This window comes from Erythrobacter sp. RANMB8 (assembly GCF_056848235.1).
Window position 1 is genome coordinate 50,045 of record NZ_JBREHG010000013.1, and the last position, 16,235, is coordinate 66,279.

The 16,235-nt window shown below is 66.3% G+C and carries 15 protein-coding genes; 6 read left to right on the top strand and 9 right to left on the bottom strand.

Annotation, left to right across the window (positions count from 1 at the left end):
• Positions 1-113: 113 nt before the first annotated feature.
• Positions 114-476, bottom strand: coding sequence for a GntR family transcriptional regulator (locus tag ACU0AG_RS13470; protein WP_482782792.1), 363 nt, complete (start codon positions 474-476; stop codon positions 114-116).
• Positions 477-732: 256 nt separating this feature from the next.
• Here ACU0AG_RS13470 and ACU0AG_RS13475 point away from each other — a divergent pair, with 256 nt between their 5' ends.
• From ACU0AG_RS13475 to ACU0AG_RS13495, 5 genes are all read left to right on the top strand, one after another.
• A complete protein-coding gene (locus ACU0AG_RS13475) occupies positions 733-2,274 on the top strand; it encodes a peptide MFS transporter (protein WP_482782793.1) in 1,542 nt (513 codons plus the stop codon).
• Between the two features lie 89 nt (positions 2,275-2,363).
• Positions 2,364-3,794 (top strand): amidohydrolase, encoded by a 1,431-nt coding sequence (locus ACU0AG_RS13480; protein WP_482782794.1) that lies wholly within the window; start codon positions 2,364-2,366, stop codon positions 3,792-3,794.
• Complete coding sequence (locus tag ACU0AG_RS13485) at positions 3,791-5,101, top strand: amidohydrolase family protein (protein WP_482782795.1); 1,311 nt, start codon at positions 3,791-3,793, stop codon at positions 5,099-5,101. Before ACU0AG_RS13480 ends, ACU0AG_RS13485 begins: the two co-directional genes overlap by 4 nt.
• Entirely contained in the window at positions 5,101-5,613 is a 513-nt protein-coding gene (locus ACU0AG_RS13490) for an FKBP-type peptidyl-prolyl cis-trans isomerase (RefSeq protein ID WP_482782796.1), read from the top strand. The genes ACU0AG_RS13485 and ACU0AG_RS13490 overlap by 1 nt, the downstream gene beginning before the upstream one ends.
• Before the next feature lie 31 nt (positions 5,614-5,644).
• Entirely contained in the window at positions 5,645-6,322 is a 678-nt protein-coding gene (locus ACU0AG_RS13495) for an NnrU family protein (protein ID WP_482782797.1), read from the top strand.
• On the opposite strand, the gene ACU0AG_RS13500 is transcribed toward ACU0AG_RS13495, so the two are convergent.
• Positions 6,323-7,120 carry a crotonase/enoyl-CoA hydratase family protein gene (locus ACU0AG_RS13500; RefSeq protein WP_482782798.1) on the bottom strand — a complete coding sequence of 266 codons (798 nt, stop codon included), beginning with the start codon at positions 7,118-7,120 and terminating at the stop codon, positions 6,323-6,325.
• Between the two features lie 118 nt (positions 7,121-7,238).
• Between ACU0AG_RS13500 and ACU0AG_RS13505 the strand changes: the two genes are divergently transcribed.
• The gene (locus tag ACU0AG_RS13505) at positions 7,239-8,189 is read left to right on the top strand and encodes an MlaA family lipoprotein (protein WP_482782799.1); all 951 of its coding nucleotides are present in this window, start codon (positions 7,239-7,241) and stop codon (positions 8,187-8,189) included.
• A gap of 1 nt (position 8,190) precedes the next feature.
• Here ACU0AG_RS13505 and dxs read toward each other — a convergent pair whose 3' ends face one another.
• From dxs to rpe, 7 genes are all read right to left on the bottom strand, one after another.
• A complete protein-coding gene (gene dxs / locus ACU0AG_RS13510) occupies positions 8,191-10,131 on the bottom strand; it encodes a 1-deoxy-D-xylulose-5-phosphate synthase (RefSeq protein WP_482782800.1) in 1,941 nt (646 codons plus the stop codon).
• Positions 10,132-10,200: 69 nt separating this feature from the next.
• Positions 10,201-10,683 carry a Fur family transcriptional regulator gene (locus ACU0AG_RS13515; RefSeq protein ID WP_482782801.1) on the bottom strand — a complete coding sequence of 161 codons (483 nt, stop codon included), beginning with the start codon at positions 10,681-10,683 and terminating at the stop codon, positions 10,201-10,203.
• 79 nt (positions 10,684-10,762) lie between these two features.
• Positions 10,763-11,446: a peptide-methionine (S)-S-oxide reductase MsrA gene (gene msrA / locus ACU0AG_RS13520; protein ID WP_482782802.1), complete on the bottom strand. Its 684-nt coding sequence runs from the start codon at positions 11,444-11,446 to the stop codon at positions 10,763-10,765.
• Entirely contained in the window at positions 11,446-11,634 is a 189-nt protein-coding gene (locus ACU0AG_RS13525) for a hypothetical protein (RefSeq protein ID WP_482782803.1), read from the bottom strand. Before ACU0AG_RS13525 ends, msrA begins: the two co-directional genes overlap by 1 nt.
• A gap of 314 nt (positions 11,635-11,948) precedes the next feature.
• Positions 11,949-13,550, bottom strand: coding sequence for a bifunctional phosphoribosylaminoimidazolecarboxamide formyltransferase/IMP cyclohydrolase (gene purH, locus ACU0AG_RS13530; RefSeq protein WP_482782804.1), 1,602 nt, complete (start codon positions 13,548-13,550; stop codon positions 11,949-11,951).
• Positions 13,551-13,559: 9 nt separating this feature from the next.
• Positions 13,560-15,440, bottom strand: a complete 1,881-nt coding sequence (locus ACU0AG_RS13535) for a heparinase II/III family protein (RefSeq protein WP_482782805.1) — start codon at positions 15,438-15,440, stop codon at positions 13,560-13,562.
• Positions 15,440-16,102 (bottom strand): ribulose-phosphate 3-epimerase, encoded by a 663-nt coding sequence (gene rpe, locus ACU0AG_RS13540; protein ID WP_482782806.1) that lies wholly within the window; start codon positions 16,100-16,102, stop codon positions 15,440-15,442. Before rpe ends, ACU0AG_RS13535 begins: the two co-directional genes overlap by 1 nt.
• Positions 16,103-16,235 lie beyond the last annotated feature (133 nt).

Below are 16,235 nucleotides of genomic sequence, written 5' to 3' on the forward strand. Positions count from 1 at the left end.
CCCCCATTAATCGCGGTGCAGGGCAAGATGCAATGCTGTCATGCACCAACATGAACAGATTGTCATGAAACGCGAAAGCGCGCAACCTTCACAAGTGTCAGTAGGGGTGGAAATCAGGAGGTTGCGGCAAGATCGGCGGGGCTGAGGCCGAGCCGTTCGATCCGCTGGCGGATTTCGGGCCATTCCTCGCGCAGGAATACCTCGCGTTCGGCAGTGCGCAGGCGTTCGGCGGCGCCGCGCACGACATACATGCCGACTCCGCGCTGGACTTCGACCAGGCCATCGTTCTGGAACTGCTGATAGGCCTTGGCCACGGTCAGCGGATTGGCCCCCTGCTCTGCCGCCAGCGCCCGCACCGAAGGCAGCATCGCGCCTTCGCGATAGACCCCGTCGATGATCGCGGCAGCGATCTGGTCGCGCAGCTTGAGATAGACGGGGCGGTTGGGGTTGGCGTTCATCGGGTGCATCAGTGCCATAATACAGCCATGCGGTCAATTTGTTTCAGGCCATCTTCCAGTGGCGCAGACGTTCCCGATCTCTGGCCTCCCCGCACGGCCACCAAACCGTAATGGTGCTATTGGTGGTCGGGCGGGGAGGCGGGCGGTCTGCATCGTGCGCAGCACGATCGAACCCAAGCACGCAACAAAAGCTTCACACAGGCAAATGAGGCGCTAGGTTGCGCCGCCATGGGATCGCGCCGGAGAGAGGCGCGAATTAGGGATATCCGTTCACATGGCCACACAAGAGCTTCCGCACGGGGATAGCGCCGGGACTTTCCTCGGCCACCCCAAGGGTCTGTTCGTCCTGTTCTTCGCCGAGATGTGGGAGCGTTTCTCCTACTACGGCATGCGGGCGCTGCTGATCTTCTACCTCACCAAGCACTGGCTGTTCTCCGACAGTCAGGCGGGCGTGATCTATGGCGCCTATACCGCGCTGGTTTACATCACCCCGGTGCTGGGCGGCTATCTGGCCGACAAGTATCTGGGGCAGCGCAAGGCCGTGACCTATGGCGCGGTGCTGCTGACCTTCGGCCACTTCCTCATGGGCTTCGAAGGCAGCGGCGGGCAGGATGCGTCCGCGCTCAATATCTTCTGGCTCGCACTGGCCTTCATCATCGTCGGTTCGGGCTTCCTCAAGGCGAACATCTCGGTGATCGTCGGCCAGCTCTATCCGCGCACCGACGTGCGGCGCGACGGGGCCTACACGATCTTCTACATGGGGATTAACCTCGGCGCGGCGATCGGTTCGCTGCTGTGCGGCTATCTCGGCGAGACCTATGGCTGGGCCTACGGCTTCGGCGCTGCGGGCTTCGGGATGCTGCTCGGCCTGATCGTGTTCGTCGGGTTCAAGCCGCTGCTGCTGGGCCGCGGCGAGCCGCCCAAGGCGCTGGGCAAGGGGCTGGAATGGGGCCTCTACGCAATCGGCATCGCGGCGGTCGGCGCGTGCTGGTGGATGGTGCAGAACCAGTCGGTGGTCGGCACGCTGCTCGGCCTCGCGGGGGTGACTCTGGTGGCCTATGTCCTGTTCACCGCAGTGGTGAAGCTGGAGCCGCATGACCGCGACCGGATTTTCGCCGCGATGTTCCTGATCATCGGCTCGATCCTGTTCTGGGCGCTGTTCGAACAGGCGGGTTCCTCGCTGAACCTCTACACCGATCGCTATGTCGATCGCGGCGGGGTGCCGGCTTCGGTGTTCCAGTCGATCAACGCGATCTACATCGTGCTGCTGGCGCCGCTGTTCGCGACGCTGTGGACCTGGCTGGGCCGCAAGGGGCTGGAGCCTTCGGCCCCGGCCAAGTTCGGTCTGGCGCTTATGCAGCTGGGTGCGGGCTTCCTCGTGCTGGTGGCAGGCGCGGCGACCGGTGACATGACTCCGGTGCTGTTCATCTTCCTGATCTACCTGCTGCACACCACCGGCGAGCTGTGCCTCAGCCCTGTGGGCCTTTCGGCGATGAACCGGCTGGCTCCGGCGCATATGGCTTCGCTGATCATGGGTTCGTGGTTCTTCGCTTCGGCCACCGGCAATTTCGTCGCCGGCCTGATCGCGGCGGCAACGGGTTCGGAAGCGGCATCGGGCGAAGGTGCGGGCAAGGAGACCGTGCTTGGCGTCTACAGCCAGATCGGCTGGATCGCGATCGCGGTCGGCGTCGGCGTGCTGGTGATCAGCCCGCTGATCAAGAAGCTGATGCACCTCGACACGCTCAAGGACGACACTGCGCCCGCCGCTGACGGCACCGACGAGGCCTACCCCGTCGCCGCCCGTCCGGCGGAATAGACCAAGCGGCAACGCCGGTCGTTCAAACGCATAGACACCCTTCGGTTTTCGGGTCACAGATTGTGACAGGGAAATCGAAGGGGCTATCGATGCTTTCACACGCCAAACAGCGCGTCCGCAGCGGCGCGCTTGTCACACTTGCCAGCGCCATCGCGCTGACACTCTGCGCGACCGCAGTCGGCGCGCGCGAGAAAGACAAGAAAAAGGACAAGGACGAAGACGCGGCCCCCGCGTTCGTCGCCAAGAAAGAGAGCGAGGGCGTGTTCCCCTCGACCTACAAGCCCTATCCCAATGTCGCCACCGCGATCCGCGGCGCGACCATCTATGACGGCAAGGGCGGCAAAATCGAAAACGGCGTGGTGTTCATGTCGGGCGGCAAGATCGTGTCGGTCGGCGGCCCTGACACCCCGATCCCGGCCGATATCGCGGTGTTCGACGGCACCGGCAAGTTCGTCACCCCCGGCATTATCGACATCCACTCGCACCTCGGCGATTACCCCTCGCCCGGCGTGCAGGCGCATTCGGACGGGAACGAGGCGACCAGCCCGACCACGCCCGAAGTGTGGGCCGAACATTCGGTCTGGCCGCAGGACCCCGGCTTCACCCGCGCGCTCGCCAATGGCGGGATCACCGCGTTGCAGATCCTGCCCGGCTCGGCCAACCTCATGGGCGGGCGCTCGGTCACGCTCAAGAACGTGCCCGGCCGCACCGTGCAGCAGATGAAGTTCCCCGGCGCGCCCTACGGCTTCAAGATGGCCTGCGGCGAAAACCCCAAGCGCGTCTATGGCGGTCGCGGACGGATGCCTTCGACCCGCATGGGCAACTTCGCGGTCAACCGTGACACCTGGCTCGACGCGATCGAATACGCCAATGACCCCAAGGCGAAGCGCGATCTCGGCAAGGAAACGCTGGCGGGCGTGCTGAAGGGCGAAATCCTCGTCCACAACCACTGCTACCGCGCCGATGAAATGGCGCTCGTCATGGATATGGCCAAGGAGATGGGCTACAAGGTTTCGACCTTCCATCACGCGGTCGAAGCCTACAAGATCGGCGATCTGCTGCGCGAAAACGGCGTGTGCAGCGCGATCTGGGCCGACTGGTACGGCTTCAAGATGGAATCCTACGACGGCATCATGGAAAACGCCGCCTTCCTGCAACGCGAAGGCGCCTGCGTGGTGATCCATTCCGACGATGCCAATGATATCCAGCGCCTCAACCAGGAAGCGCGCAAGGCGCAGAAGGCCGGCCTCAGGCTCGGCATCGAGATTTCCGATGCCACCGCGATCCAGTGGATCACGCTGAACCCCGCCAAGGCGATGGGGATCGACCACCTGACCGGCAGCCTCGATGCCGGCAAGATGGCCGATGTGGTGCTGTGGAACGGCGATCCGCTGAGTGTCTATTCGCGGCCCGAAAAGGTCTGGATCGACGGCGCGCTGATGTTCGATGCGATGAACCCCAAGACCCGTCCGGTGAGCGACTTCGAGCTTGGCCAGCCCGGTGAAGGAGATGTGAAATGAAGCGGCTCCTTGCACTTGCGGCGAGCGCTCTCGCCCTTTCGGCCCCCGCGCTGGCGCAGGATGTGACCATCACCAACGCCAAGCTGGTGCTGGGCGATGGCGGTGCCCCGATCGAAGGCGGCACCGTGGTGGTGAAGGGCGGCAGCGTGGTCTATGCCGGTGCTGCCAGCGGCGCGCCTGCGGCTGTCGGCACGACCGTCAATGCCGGCGGCGCGTGGGTGACCCCCGGCCTGTTCGCGACCGTGACGACGCTTGGCCTTGCCGATGTGTCGGCGGTGGGCGAATCGAACGATATCACCGCAAACGGCTCGCCGTTCAGCGCGGCGCTCGATGCCTCGTCGAGCATCAACCCGACCTCGCAGCACATCCTCGTCCACCGCGCCGCCGGGATTACCCGTGCGGCGACCACGACGATGCCCTCCGGCTCGATCTTTGCGGGGCAGGGCGCGATCATCGATCTGGATAGCGACAGCCGCCCGGTGATGCAGGCCCGCGCCTTCCAGATGATCACCCTTGGCGAAGGCGGGGCGGATCTGGCCGGCGGCAGCCGCGTTGCCGCACATGTGCTGCTGCGCGCTGCCCTGCGCGAGGCGCAGGCGCTGGTCGGCAAGCCGGGCATTCCCCAGACCACCGAAATCGCCAAGGGCGACGAGGTGATGCTGAGCCGCTTCGATGCCGAGGCGCTGGTGCCGGTGGTGACAGGGCAGCAGAAGCTCTATGTCGCCGCCGACCGGATGGCCGATATCCGCGCCGTGCTGGCGCTCAAGGGCGAATATCCCAAGCTCGATCTGGTGCTGGTGGGTGCCACCGAAGGCTGGCTGGTGGCGGATGATATCGCCGCTGCGGGCGTGCCGGTGATTGCCAACGGGCTGATCGACCTGCCCGAAACCTTCGAACAGCTGGGCGCGACCCAGTCGAACGCGGGCCGCCTCGCCAAGGCGGGCGTGAAGGTCGCGATCAATGCCTCGACCCTGCAGGACCCGCGCCGGTTGCAGCAGGTGGCGGGCAACCTCGTCGCACTGACCCGGGTGCCCGGTGCTTCGGGCATGGAGTGGGGCAAGGCCTTCGCCGCGATCAGCTCTGTCCCCGCCGAAATCAGCGGTATGGGCGGCAAGGCGGGCGTGCTCAAGCCCGGTGCGCTGGGCGATGTGGTGCTGTGGGATGGCGACCCGCTGGAAGCCGGCTCGGTCCCGACGCGGGTCTATATCGGCGGGGTCCAGCAGGATCTCACCAATCACCAGACCCGCCTGCGCGATCGCTACAAGACGCTTGATGAAAGCGCCCGGCCCAAGGCGTACGACTGGTAATGCGACTGGCGAACAGGGCGGTTGCGGCCGCGCTCGCGGCTGCGATCATGTGCGCCGCCCACCCCGTTCTCGCGCAGGACGGGGCGGGCGGTGATGCGGCTGCGGGCAACGCGCAAGACCCGGCATGGCACGCGCAGCAGCAGATCTATCTGCTGGGACTGACGCCAGAGGATGGCTGGCATTTCGTGGAAGGCGGGGTGCGCTGGCGCTGGATCACATACCGTGCATCCGATCGCAAACCGACTGTCGCGGACCGCATCACCGTCCATTACGAGGGCAAACTGCTCGACGGGACGGTGTTCGACAGTTCCTATGCCCGCGGAACCCCGGCCACCTTCCCGCTCGGGCGGCTGGTCAGGGGCTGGCAGCTTGCCATCCCGAACATGGGTGTGGGTGAGACGATCGAGATCGCCATCCCCGCAGACATGGCTTACGGCCCGGTCGGGCGCGGGCCGATCCCGCCCAACGCAACGCTGGTTTTCAAGGTGGAACTGATCGCGATCGAAGGCTAGATTCAGCCCCGGTATCGGGGACGGATCGACCATGGACACTGCAATCTGGAACCTTGTCGCGGCCAATGTCGCCTTTGTCGGCACGCATTTCGCGATGTCGCACCCGCTCCGTGCAGCCATGGTCAAGGCCTTGGGCGCAGGCGGGTTTCAGGTGGCCTACAGCGTGGTCAGCTTCGCGACGCTCGGCTGGGTCTACTTCGCCTTTGTCGCTGCACCCCCTGCCGACCTTGGCGGTTCGGGCGAGATCGGCTGGATCATCGCCACGGCACTGACCCTGCCCGCCATGATCCTGCTCGCAGGCTCCTTCATGGGCAATCCCGCGCTGCCGACCCCGATGGCCGAAGCTCAGGCGCGCGCCGAGCCCAAGGGTGTGTTCCGCGTCACCCGGCACCCGATGATGTGGGCGATCGGGCTGTGGGCGGCCTCGCACCTCGTGCTGTTCTGGAGCACGCGGACGATGATCACCGCGCTCGCCATGGGCATCCTCGCGCTGGTGGGCGCGAAGATGCAGGACGCCAAGAAAGAAGTGCTGATGGGCGATGCCTGGGCCGAGTGGTCCGCCAAGACCTCCTACTGGCCGCGCTGGGGCAAGCTTGCAGCGGTGGGCGCCCTGCCGCTGCTGGCGGGCACCGCGCTGTGGCTGGCGGGAAGCTGGGTGCACCTGTGGCGGGCGGGGATCCCGGCGGGGGTGTTCCGGTGGATCGGGTAACTACTCCCCAGTAAACACCGCAGCGCGCTTTTCGATCAGGGCCATCACGCCTTCCGCATGATCGGCGGTGGTGTGCATCATCGCCTGCGTGTTGGCGGCGAGTTCCAGTGCGGTGTCGTAACTCGTCTGCTGGCCCTGCCGCAGCAGGTTCTTGGTGTGGCGCAGCGAATGCGGCGGGAGCAGGGCGATCTTTGCGGCGAGCGCCCGCGCTTCGTCCATCAGCGCATCGGCCGGAACCACGCGGCTGACGAGGCCCCAGTCCTTGGCCGTGGCGGCGTCGATCACGTCGCCGGTGTAGAACAGCTCGGCCGCCCGGCTCATCCCGATCACGCGGGGGAGGATCCAGGTGCCGCCATCGCCGGGGATGATTCCGAGCTTGAGGAAAGTCACCCCGAACTTCGCGCTTTCCGAAGCGATGCGGATATCGGCGAGGCAGGCAACATCGCACCCCAGGCCGATCGCCGGGCCGTTGACCGCCGCGATCACCGGCACGCGCAGGCCGTAAAGGGCGCGCAGCATCTGATGGATATTGTCGCGATACCCGTCCGAAATGGCCGGAGTGGTGCCGCCGAAGGTGCCGGTCTTGTCGCGCATCGCCTTGATATCGCCGCCCGCACTGAACGCCCGGCCCGCACCGGTCAGGATCACCACGCGGCACTCCATGTCGCGGTTGATGGCGTTGGCGACGGCCACAAACTCGTCCCCGTCGCCCGGCGCGCCGAGCGGGTTCATCGTATCGGCCCGATCAAGCGTGAGGATGGTGACGGGGCCTTCTTTGGCGATCTGGATCAGTGACATGGGGAACCTTGTGACAGTGACGGGGGTTATTAAGCTTGCGTATAGGCGGGCAGTGCCAAGGGCAAGGCGGCCCGCCACCCGTGTGCGCTAATGATAGGGGGCAAAGCGGAGAACGATATTGCCGAGCCTGTCCCTGTTTGCCACCTCCCCGCCGCTGCTGAGCGCGGCGCTATCCGTAACAACGCCGCTGCCGCCGTCCCCGCCGCCTGCCCTTGCGACAGTCGCGCCGGTGGCATGGAGCCTGACCCCGCAGGAAACCCCGCCCGAAGATTCCGGCCCGCCCGCAGACGATACGGGGGAAGGCAACGAGATCATCATCGAGGGCGAATATGGCCCGCCGGCCGGCGACCCGGTCGAGAAATTCAACGCCGAAAGCTATCGCATCACGCAGGCGGTCGATGCCGCGCTGGTCGAACCGGTGGCCTATGCCTATCGCGATGGCCTGCCGCGCCCGGTGCGTGATGGCCTCGGCAATGTGGTCAGGAACCTCGGCGAGCCGAGCAATGCGCTCAATTTCCTGCTGCAAGGCAAGGTCGGCAAGGCGTTCGAGACGCTGGGGCGGCTGGCGATCAATTCCACGCTGGGGATCGGCGGGCTGATCGACGTGGCGGGCAAGCCGGGGATCGGACTGCCGTACCGCCGCAACGGCTTTGCCAACACGATGGGCTTCTACGGCGTGGGCCCCGGGCCCTATCTCTATCTGCCGGTGACGGGCGCGACATCGGTGCGCGACATCATCGGCAGCACGCTGGATCAGGCGCTGCTGCCCTTTGCCGTGGGCAAGCCCTTCAACCAGCCCGAATATGCCGTGACCTATTTCGTGGTGAACGGGCTGGATGCGCGGCTGGAGGTCGATGCCGAACTGGCCGAGATCGAAGCCTCGGACGACCCCTATGGCATGCGGCGCGACACCTATCTCGCCCGCCGCAAGCGCGAAATCGCGGAGCTGAAGGGCGAACCGGTGCCTGACGACAATGCCACGGACGCAGAAACCGCGCCCGATGCACCGCCGCTGTCACTGATCGAGCAGGTCCAGCTGACCGCGCGGAAAGCCCCCGCGGCCCGCTAGATCAGGCGCGTGCTTCCTCGGCGTCGATTCCGGCGCTGTTGTGCTTCAGCGCCTTCAGCACCGTGTCGACGATCTGCGGCGCGTTGAGGCCGGCTTCGTCATACTGCTTCACCGGATCGTCGTGATCGATGAAGATATCGGGCAGGCGCAGCGTGCGCACCTTCAACCCGTTGTCGGTGAGGCCGGTGTCGCTGGCAAAGGTCAGCACATGCGCGCCGAGGCCGCCGATGGCGCCTTCCTCGACCGTGACGATAACCTCGTGGCTGCGCATCAGCCGGGCGATCAGCTCCTCGTCGAGCGGCTTGGCAAAGCGCAGGTCGGCGACCGTGGTGGAAAGCCCCTTGGCCTCCAGCGTGTCGGCGGCCTTGAGGGCTTCGGTGAGGCGTGCGCCCAGCGAAAGAATCGCGACCTTGCTGCCTTCGCGCACCAGCCGGCCCTTGCCGATTTCGAGCTTGACCGGGACTTCCGGCAGCGGAACCCCGGTGCCGTTGCCGCGCGGGTAGCGGAAGGCGATCGGGCCTTCGTCATATTCGGCAGCGGTGTAGGTCATGTGGACCAGCTCTGCCTCGTCGGCGGCGGCCATCACCACCATGTTGGGCAGGGTGGCGAGATAGGTGATGTCGAAGGAGCCGGCGTGCGTGGCCCCGTCCGCACCGACCAGCCCGGCGCGGTCGATGGCGAAGCGAACGGGCAGGTTCTGGATGCACACATCGTGCACCACCTGATCGTAAGCGCGCTGGAGGAAGGTGGAATAGATCGCGGCGAAGGGCCGCATGCCTTCCGCCGCTAGCCCCGCCGCAAAGGTCACCGCGTGCTGTTCGGCAATGCCGACATCGAAGGTGCGGGCGGGGTGCGCCTTGGCGAACTTGTCCACCCCGGTGCCCGAAGGCATGGCGGCGGTAATTGCGCAAATGCGGCTGTCGGTATCCGCCAGCTTGGCCAGCGTCAGGCCGAACACGTCCTGATAGGCGGGCGCGCTGGGCGCACTCTTGGCCTTCTCGCCCGTGACGACGTTGAACTTGGGCACGCCGTGATACTTGTCGGCGCTGTTTTCCGCCGGGGCGTAGCCCTTGCCCTTTTCGGTGACGACATGGATCAGCACCGGGCCTTCGCTGGTGTCGCGCACGTTTTCCAGCACGGGAAGCAGGTGATCGAGATTGTGCCCGTCAATCGGGCCGACGTAATAGAAGCCCAGCTCCTCGAACAGCGTCCCGCCGGTCACCATGCCGCGGGTGAACTCTTCCGCCTTGCCGATGGTGTCGTGCAGGCGGCGGCTCATCTTCTTGACCGCGCGGCTGGCGAGGCTGCGGATGCCGAGATATTCGCTCGACGACACCATGCGCGCCAGATAGGCCGAAAGCCCGCCGACCGGCGGCGCGATCGACATGTCGTTATCGTTGAGGATCACGATCAGCCGGTTGCCCGCCGCAGCCGCGTTGTTCATCGCCTCGTAGGCCATACCGGCGCTCATCGAGCCATCGCCGATCACCGCGATCCCGCGCCCCGGCTCGCCCTTCAGCTTGTTGGCGATGGCAAAGCCCAGCGCTGCCGAAATCGAGGTCGAGGAGTGCGCTGCGCCGAAGGGGTCATATTCGCTTTCGGACCGCTTGGTGAAGCCCGAAAGGCCGCCGCCTTGCCGCAGGGTGCGGATGCGGTCACGCCGTCCGGTGATGATCTTGTGCGGGTAGCACTGGTGCCCGACGTCCCACACCAGCTTGTCCTGCGGGGTGTTGAACACATAGTGGATCGCCACGGTCAGTTCGACCACGCCGAGACCCGATCCCAGATGCCCGCCCGACACGCTGACCGCGTCGATCATCTCGGCGCGCAATTCGTCGGCAAGCTGGCGGAGCTGTTCGGGCTTGAGGCGGCGCAGATCGTCGGGTGTGTTGACCAGATCCAGCAGAGGCGTGTGAGGCGGCGAATGAGGCGGTTGATTCATAACCTTCAGCCTTACACACCGAAATCCGGCCTGTCGATGTAAGGCTTGATCGACGTCAATGCGTGCCGATCAGGCGCAGCTCTTGCAGAGCCCCCGAATCTCCAGCACCGGACGCTGCGCCGTGAAGCTGCGGGCGGCGGCGATGGCGCGCACCGCGCGGCTCACATCCTCGTCATCGACATGGGCAGCCTCGCCGCATTCGTCGCAGACCAGGAAGATGCAGTCATGCGCGCAGCCGGGGTGGGTGTTGGCGAGATAGGCGTTGGCACTTTCGACGCGCATGGCGAGGTTGTTGGCCACAAACACATCGAGGATGCGGTAAACCGAATTGGGCGCCACCCGCTTGCCGCGCTTGGCCGAAAGATTGTCGGCAATGTCATAGGCGGAAACGGGACGATCATGTTCCGCCAGTTCGGTGAACACAGCCTCGCGCATCGATGTCCACTGCTCGCCCGCCGCGACCAGCGCCCGCGATGCTTCGGCGACCAGTTCTGCGCCGGTCAGCTCGTGATGCGGGCGCCCGTGCGCCTCTAGATGTGCTCTTTCTGGCATATTTGCAGATATAGCCGCGGTGTGGAGCGAAGTGAACCCGCCCTGATGCACAGCGCCAGACGGGTCGGGGCTGCTCCGCCTATCCGGCGTCGCGCAGAAAGCTCGCCCGGTACTGGTTGGGGAACATGGTCTTGAGCGCCTCGACCTTGGGCTTGTCCCAGCGCAGGATATATCCGTGGCGCGGGTTGTTGGCCATGAAGTCCTGATGATAGTCTTCGGCGGGGTAGAACGCCTTGTAGGCTTCGATCCGGGTGACGATCGGCTTCTTCCACAGCCCCGACTTTCCGAGCTGGGCGATGTAGGCCTTGGCGACGGCGGCCTGTTCGGCATTCATCGGCACGATCGCGCTGCGGTAATGCGCGCCGACATCCGGCCCCTGCCGGTTCTTGAGCGTGGGATCGGCCACTACCGAAAAGAAGATGCGCAGCAGCTGGTCGTAACGGATCACGGCGGGATCGTAGGTGATCTTCACGCTTTCGGCATGATCGGTCACGCCGGTGATGATCATGTCGTACTTTGCGCTCGCCGCATTGCCACCGTGGAAGCCCGACACCGCCGAAGTGACGCCCTTCACGTGGCTGAACACACCTTCCACGCCCCAGAAGCATCCGCCGGCGAAGATGGCGGTCTTGAGGCCCTTCGCCTCCTTTGCCACGCGGGTGGCGGCAGGGGCATTGACGGGCTCTTCCGCCGCGATGGCCGGGCCGGAGCAGGCCGAAAGGGCCAGCGATCCTGCCGCAAGCAGCAGGGCGATTGCGCGCATTACCTCGTTCCCTGATGTCCGATCACGAAGTCAGCCGAAAGGGGTGCGGCCTTTGCCATCGGCGCTGCCTGCGCCGGGGAAGACAGGTCTGCGCTCCAGTTCTCCGCATTGGCACCGGCCACAAGCAGGGTGCCGACGACAAAGCCGATACCGAAATTGCGGACGAGGTCTGACGAGAAAAGGCGCATCGGGTGGCTCGTGATTCGTTGGCTCCGCCTGTCCCTGCCCGCAGCCGGATTGCGACGGGATGAACATGGCGGTCGGGTGCAATTACTGTCGCCCACCGCGAATAGTTACGCAGCGCCTGATAAAAAGTTGCACAGGGCCAGCCCGCGAGCCAAGCCGTGCGCGGGGTGCGACAGAGCGAAATCCCGAAAGCAGCCCCAAGAAGGCAAGCCGAACGGGCCAAAGGCCCGCAAGGCCGACCGGCCGCCCGCAGCTGCTCGCGCGAAGCGCGAAACGCAGCGAGGACGAGGGCGCGGAGGCGCCCTCGCAAAACATATCAGTGCCGGAAATGCCGCATGCCGGTGAACACCATCGCGAGGCCCGCTTCATCAGCCGCCGCGATCACCTCGTCATCGCGGATCGAGCCGCCCGGCTGGATCACCGCTGTCGCGCCTGCTTCGGCAGCCGCCAGCAGACCATCGGCAAAGGGGAAGAACGCGTCGGAGGCGACCGCGCTGCCCGCCGTGCGCGGTGCGGCCCAGCCATAGGTTTCGGCAGCTTCCCTGGCCTTGATCGCGGCGATGCGGGCCGAATCGCGGCGGTTCATCTGACCGGCACCGATTCCGGCGGTCGCGCCGTCCTTGGCGTAGACGATGGCGTTGGATTTGACGTGGCGGGCCACCGTCCAGGCGAACAGGCAGTCCTTGAGTTCCTGCTCGGTGGGCGCACGCTTGGTCACCACCTTGAGGTCGCCGGCGGAAATCGCGCCATTGTCGCGCGACTGGATGAGGACGCCGCCAGCGATGGTCTTGAGCGCGAGGCCGCCCCGGCGCGGGTTCGGCAGTGCGCCGCATTCGAGCAGGCGCAGGTTCTTCTTCTTCGCGAAAATCTCGCGCGCTTCGGCGGAAACGCTGGGCGCGATCACCACTTCGGTGAAGATCGCCGAAATCGCCTCGGCGGTGGCGGCGTCGAGTTCGGTGTTGACCGCGATGATCCCGCCGAAGGCCGAAACAGAATCGCAGGCCAGCGCCGCTTCCCATGCGTCGAGCAGCGATTGTCCTTGCGCCACGCCGCAGGGGTTAGCGTGCTTGACGATCACCACCGCGGGCTCCTGCCCGGCAAATTCTGCCGCCAGTTCGAGCGCGGCATCGGCATCGTTGAGGTTGTTGTAGCTCAGCTCCTTGCCCTGCAACTGGCTGGCCTGCGGAACGCCCGCCGTGCCCGCCACCTGCGGGACATAGATCGCCGCCGACTGGTGCGGGTTTTCGCCATAGCGCAGCGTGTCGGCGCGCTTGAAGGCGAGGGGCAGGGTGTCGGGGAACAGCGTCGGTTCGTCCGAAGCAGCGGGCGAGAAGGCGAACCAGCTGGCAATCGCCGCATCATAGGCAGCGGTGCGGGCATAGGCCTTGCCCGCCATGCGGGTGCGGAAGGCCTGCGTGGTCGCGCCGCCATTGGCATCCATTTCCGCCACCAGCGTCGCATAATCGGCAGGATCGGTGAGTATGGTGACAAAGCCGTGGTTCTTGGCTGCCGAGCGCACCATCGAAGGGCCGCCGATGTCGATGTTCTCGATCACATCCTCGCGGCTCGCGCCCTTGGCCACGGTCGCTTCGAAGGGGTAGAGGTTGACCACCACCAGATCGATCGCGCCGATCCCGTGGGCCTCCATCGCAGCGACATGTTCGGGATTGTCGCGCAGCGCGAGCAGCCCGCCGTGGACTGTCGGGTGCAGGGTTTTCACCCGCCCGTCCATCATCTCGGGAAAGCCGGTGAGGTCGGAGACATCCTTCACGGCAAGGCCTGCATCGCGCAGGGCCTTGGCGGTGCCGCCGGTGCTGACCAGCTCGACGCCGCGTGCGGCCAGTTCGCGGCCCAGATCAGCCAAACCGCTCTTGTCGGACACTGACAGCAGCGCCCGCTTGATCACCTTGTCGTTCATGGCTGAAACCTACCCTGTTTTCCTCAGCAGCCAGGAGAATTGCCCCCCGCTGCGCAATGCCAGTCCCTCGATCACCAGCTGTTCGGTGGCGTGCGGGCGGCCATCGCCGTCGACCCACAGGCTATCCTCGGCAGACAGGGTGATTGCGTCGGCGCCCGCCCTATCGCCGCGCAGGCGGAATTGCCAGAGCCGACCGTCGGGCAGCAGCAGGCTTGCCCCGCGCCTGTCGCCCGAAAGCTGCACCTCGACCCCGCGTCCGAGGTGGAAGCGGATGGCGAAGGCGATCTTGCCGCGCTTGCCCTTGCTGGAGGTGGGGATCAGGATGTCCTCGCCCGCCAGTTCGGTGCCGTCGCCCGCCAGGGTGAGGATGCGCTGATGGGTCAGGCCGAAACGGCTGGCATAACCATCATGCGCGGCCTCGATCCGGGTGGCTTCACGCCCCCTTCCGGCCACCATGCGGCGTTCGACCGCGACGGTCTCCACCCCTTTGCCGAGCTTGCCGTGGAGCAGCACCGCGGTGGAATTGGCATTGTCGAGCACCAGTGTCGAGAAAGCCGCCGTGGCCCGCAGCCCCTGTCCGATCCGCGCCGGAACCTGTCCGCCGGCGAGCGCCGATCCGCCGCAATTGACGATCACCCGTTGCGGCCCGTCGGACAGTTCGAATGCCAGCGTCGATGCGCAGCCGACCCGTGCGTGGCGCGCCCGCGGCGGCGGGGCGGTGTCGAATTGCAGCAGCGTCTCGCCCGCCTTGACGCGGCTGTAACCCCAGCTTCCGGTCGTCACCAGCGGGCGGGTGCGCACGCCGGAGGCTTCGATCACGGCATTGACGCGGTCGGCAAGGATCGCGCCCTGCCCCTGCCAGTTGCCCAGCGCGCCATCGCCGTGGCGCAGCGCCAGCAGCGGCGGCACCAGCAGTTCGCGCATCACCGCAAGCGCAGGCGGCGGCGCGATCTCGACCGCCTGGTAGCAGGCCAGCACATCGGTCAGCAGCCGGATCGCATCAAGCTGCGCGGCCGGGCAGCGCGACAACACGCCGCCATCCTCGCCCACCATGTCGCCCAGCGCCTTGACCAGACCGGCCTCGCCATACAGCCGCCGCGGCTTGCCATTGGGCAGCAGCAGCCCTGCCGCAACGATCCCCGCCCATCCGGCGACCCCGGCAAACCCGGCCCCTTCACGCGGCGCCTTCTTGTCGAGCCATGCGGCGGTGTCCCCGATGGCGGCAAGCACCCGCGCCTTGAGGCTCTTGTCATGGCCGGCCAGCACCAGCGGCGCGTGCACCAGCCATGCGACCAGTCGCAGGCCGGTCAGCTCGACATCCCATGCCGCACCCTTGCCGGGTTCGCGATTGGCGTGGAGCCATTGTGCGGTGATCCGCTCCGCGACGGCAGAGCCATCGGCGCGCGGCGCGCTGGCGGCGAGATCGCCCAGCCAGCCGAAGGAATGCAACACCCGTTCGACCCCGGGCGCATGATGGGCGGCAGGGGCGAAGTCGATCCCGGCGATCGGCAGGCGGGCGCCGTGGATCAGAAAATGCCCCGCTCGCAAGGCCGTGCCTGCAGCCCGGTCGCCGCGATTGGGGCTCTCGACCGTCGCGAGCACCCGCAAGGGCGGCGGGCGTCGGAACGGGGTCGCCAGTGCGTTGCCCGGCACGCCGAGACGGTAGGCGAGCCGGATCAGCGCCTCGCCCGGGCCGCTGCGCATGGTGATGGCATCGCTCAGCGCCAGCGCGCGCGAGGGTTCTTCGGCAGCCGGTTCAGCGGCAGGTTCGGGCGCTGACAGGACACCCGCATCCGCCTCCGCGGCGAGCGCCAGTGCCGGGCTGCCCGCGACCCGCTCCACCAGCGCTTCGGCGCGGGCGGCGGCAGGGGTGCGCAGCAGCGTTGCCATCAGCCAGCCCCCTTCAGCGCGGCGATATTGGCGGCGTAGCAATCGGCCCCGCCCTTGAACGTCGCCGATCCTGCGACCAGCACATCGGCCCCCGCCTCCACGCACATCCGTGCGGTTTCGGGATTGACCCCGCCATCCACCTCAAGATGGATCGCCCGGCCCGAACGGGTGATCATCGAGCGGATGCGGGCGACCTTTTCCAGCTGCGAAGGGATGAAGCTCTGCCCGCCAAAACCGGGGTTCACACTCATCACCAGAATGAGATCGGCCATGTCCATGAGGTTGTCGAGCACCTCGACCGGCGTGCCGGGATTGATCACCACGCCGGCTTTCTTGCCCAGCGCCTTGATCGCCTGAAGCGTGCGGTGGATGTGCGGGCCGGCTTCGGGGTGGACAGTGATGATGTCGGCCCCGGCCTCGGCAAAGGCTTGCAGATAGGGATCGACCGGCGCAATCATCAGGTGCACGTCAAACGGCTTGGTTGTGTGCGGACGCAGCGCCTTGACCACATCGGGGCCGATGGTGATGTTGGGCACGAAATGCCCGTCCATCACATCGATATGGATCCAGTCCGCACCCGCCGCATCGACGGCGCGCACTTCCTCGCCCAGCCGGGCGAAGTCGGCAGAGAGGATCGAGGGGGAAATCAAAGGTGCAGGCATGGCGCGGCGCAGGCCCTTTCTGACGCTCGCCCAGCCATACGGGAGCTGCGAATCGGGGGACAAGCGCCAATCGCGCCTTTTCCACGGCGGCGATTCGCAGGCTTGCGACGAAGCGGGCGGCAATTAAGCCGCA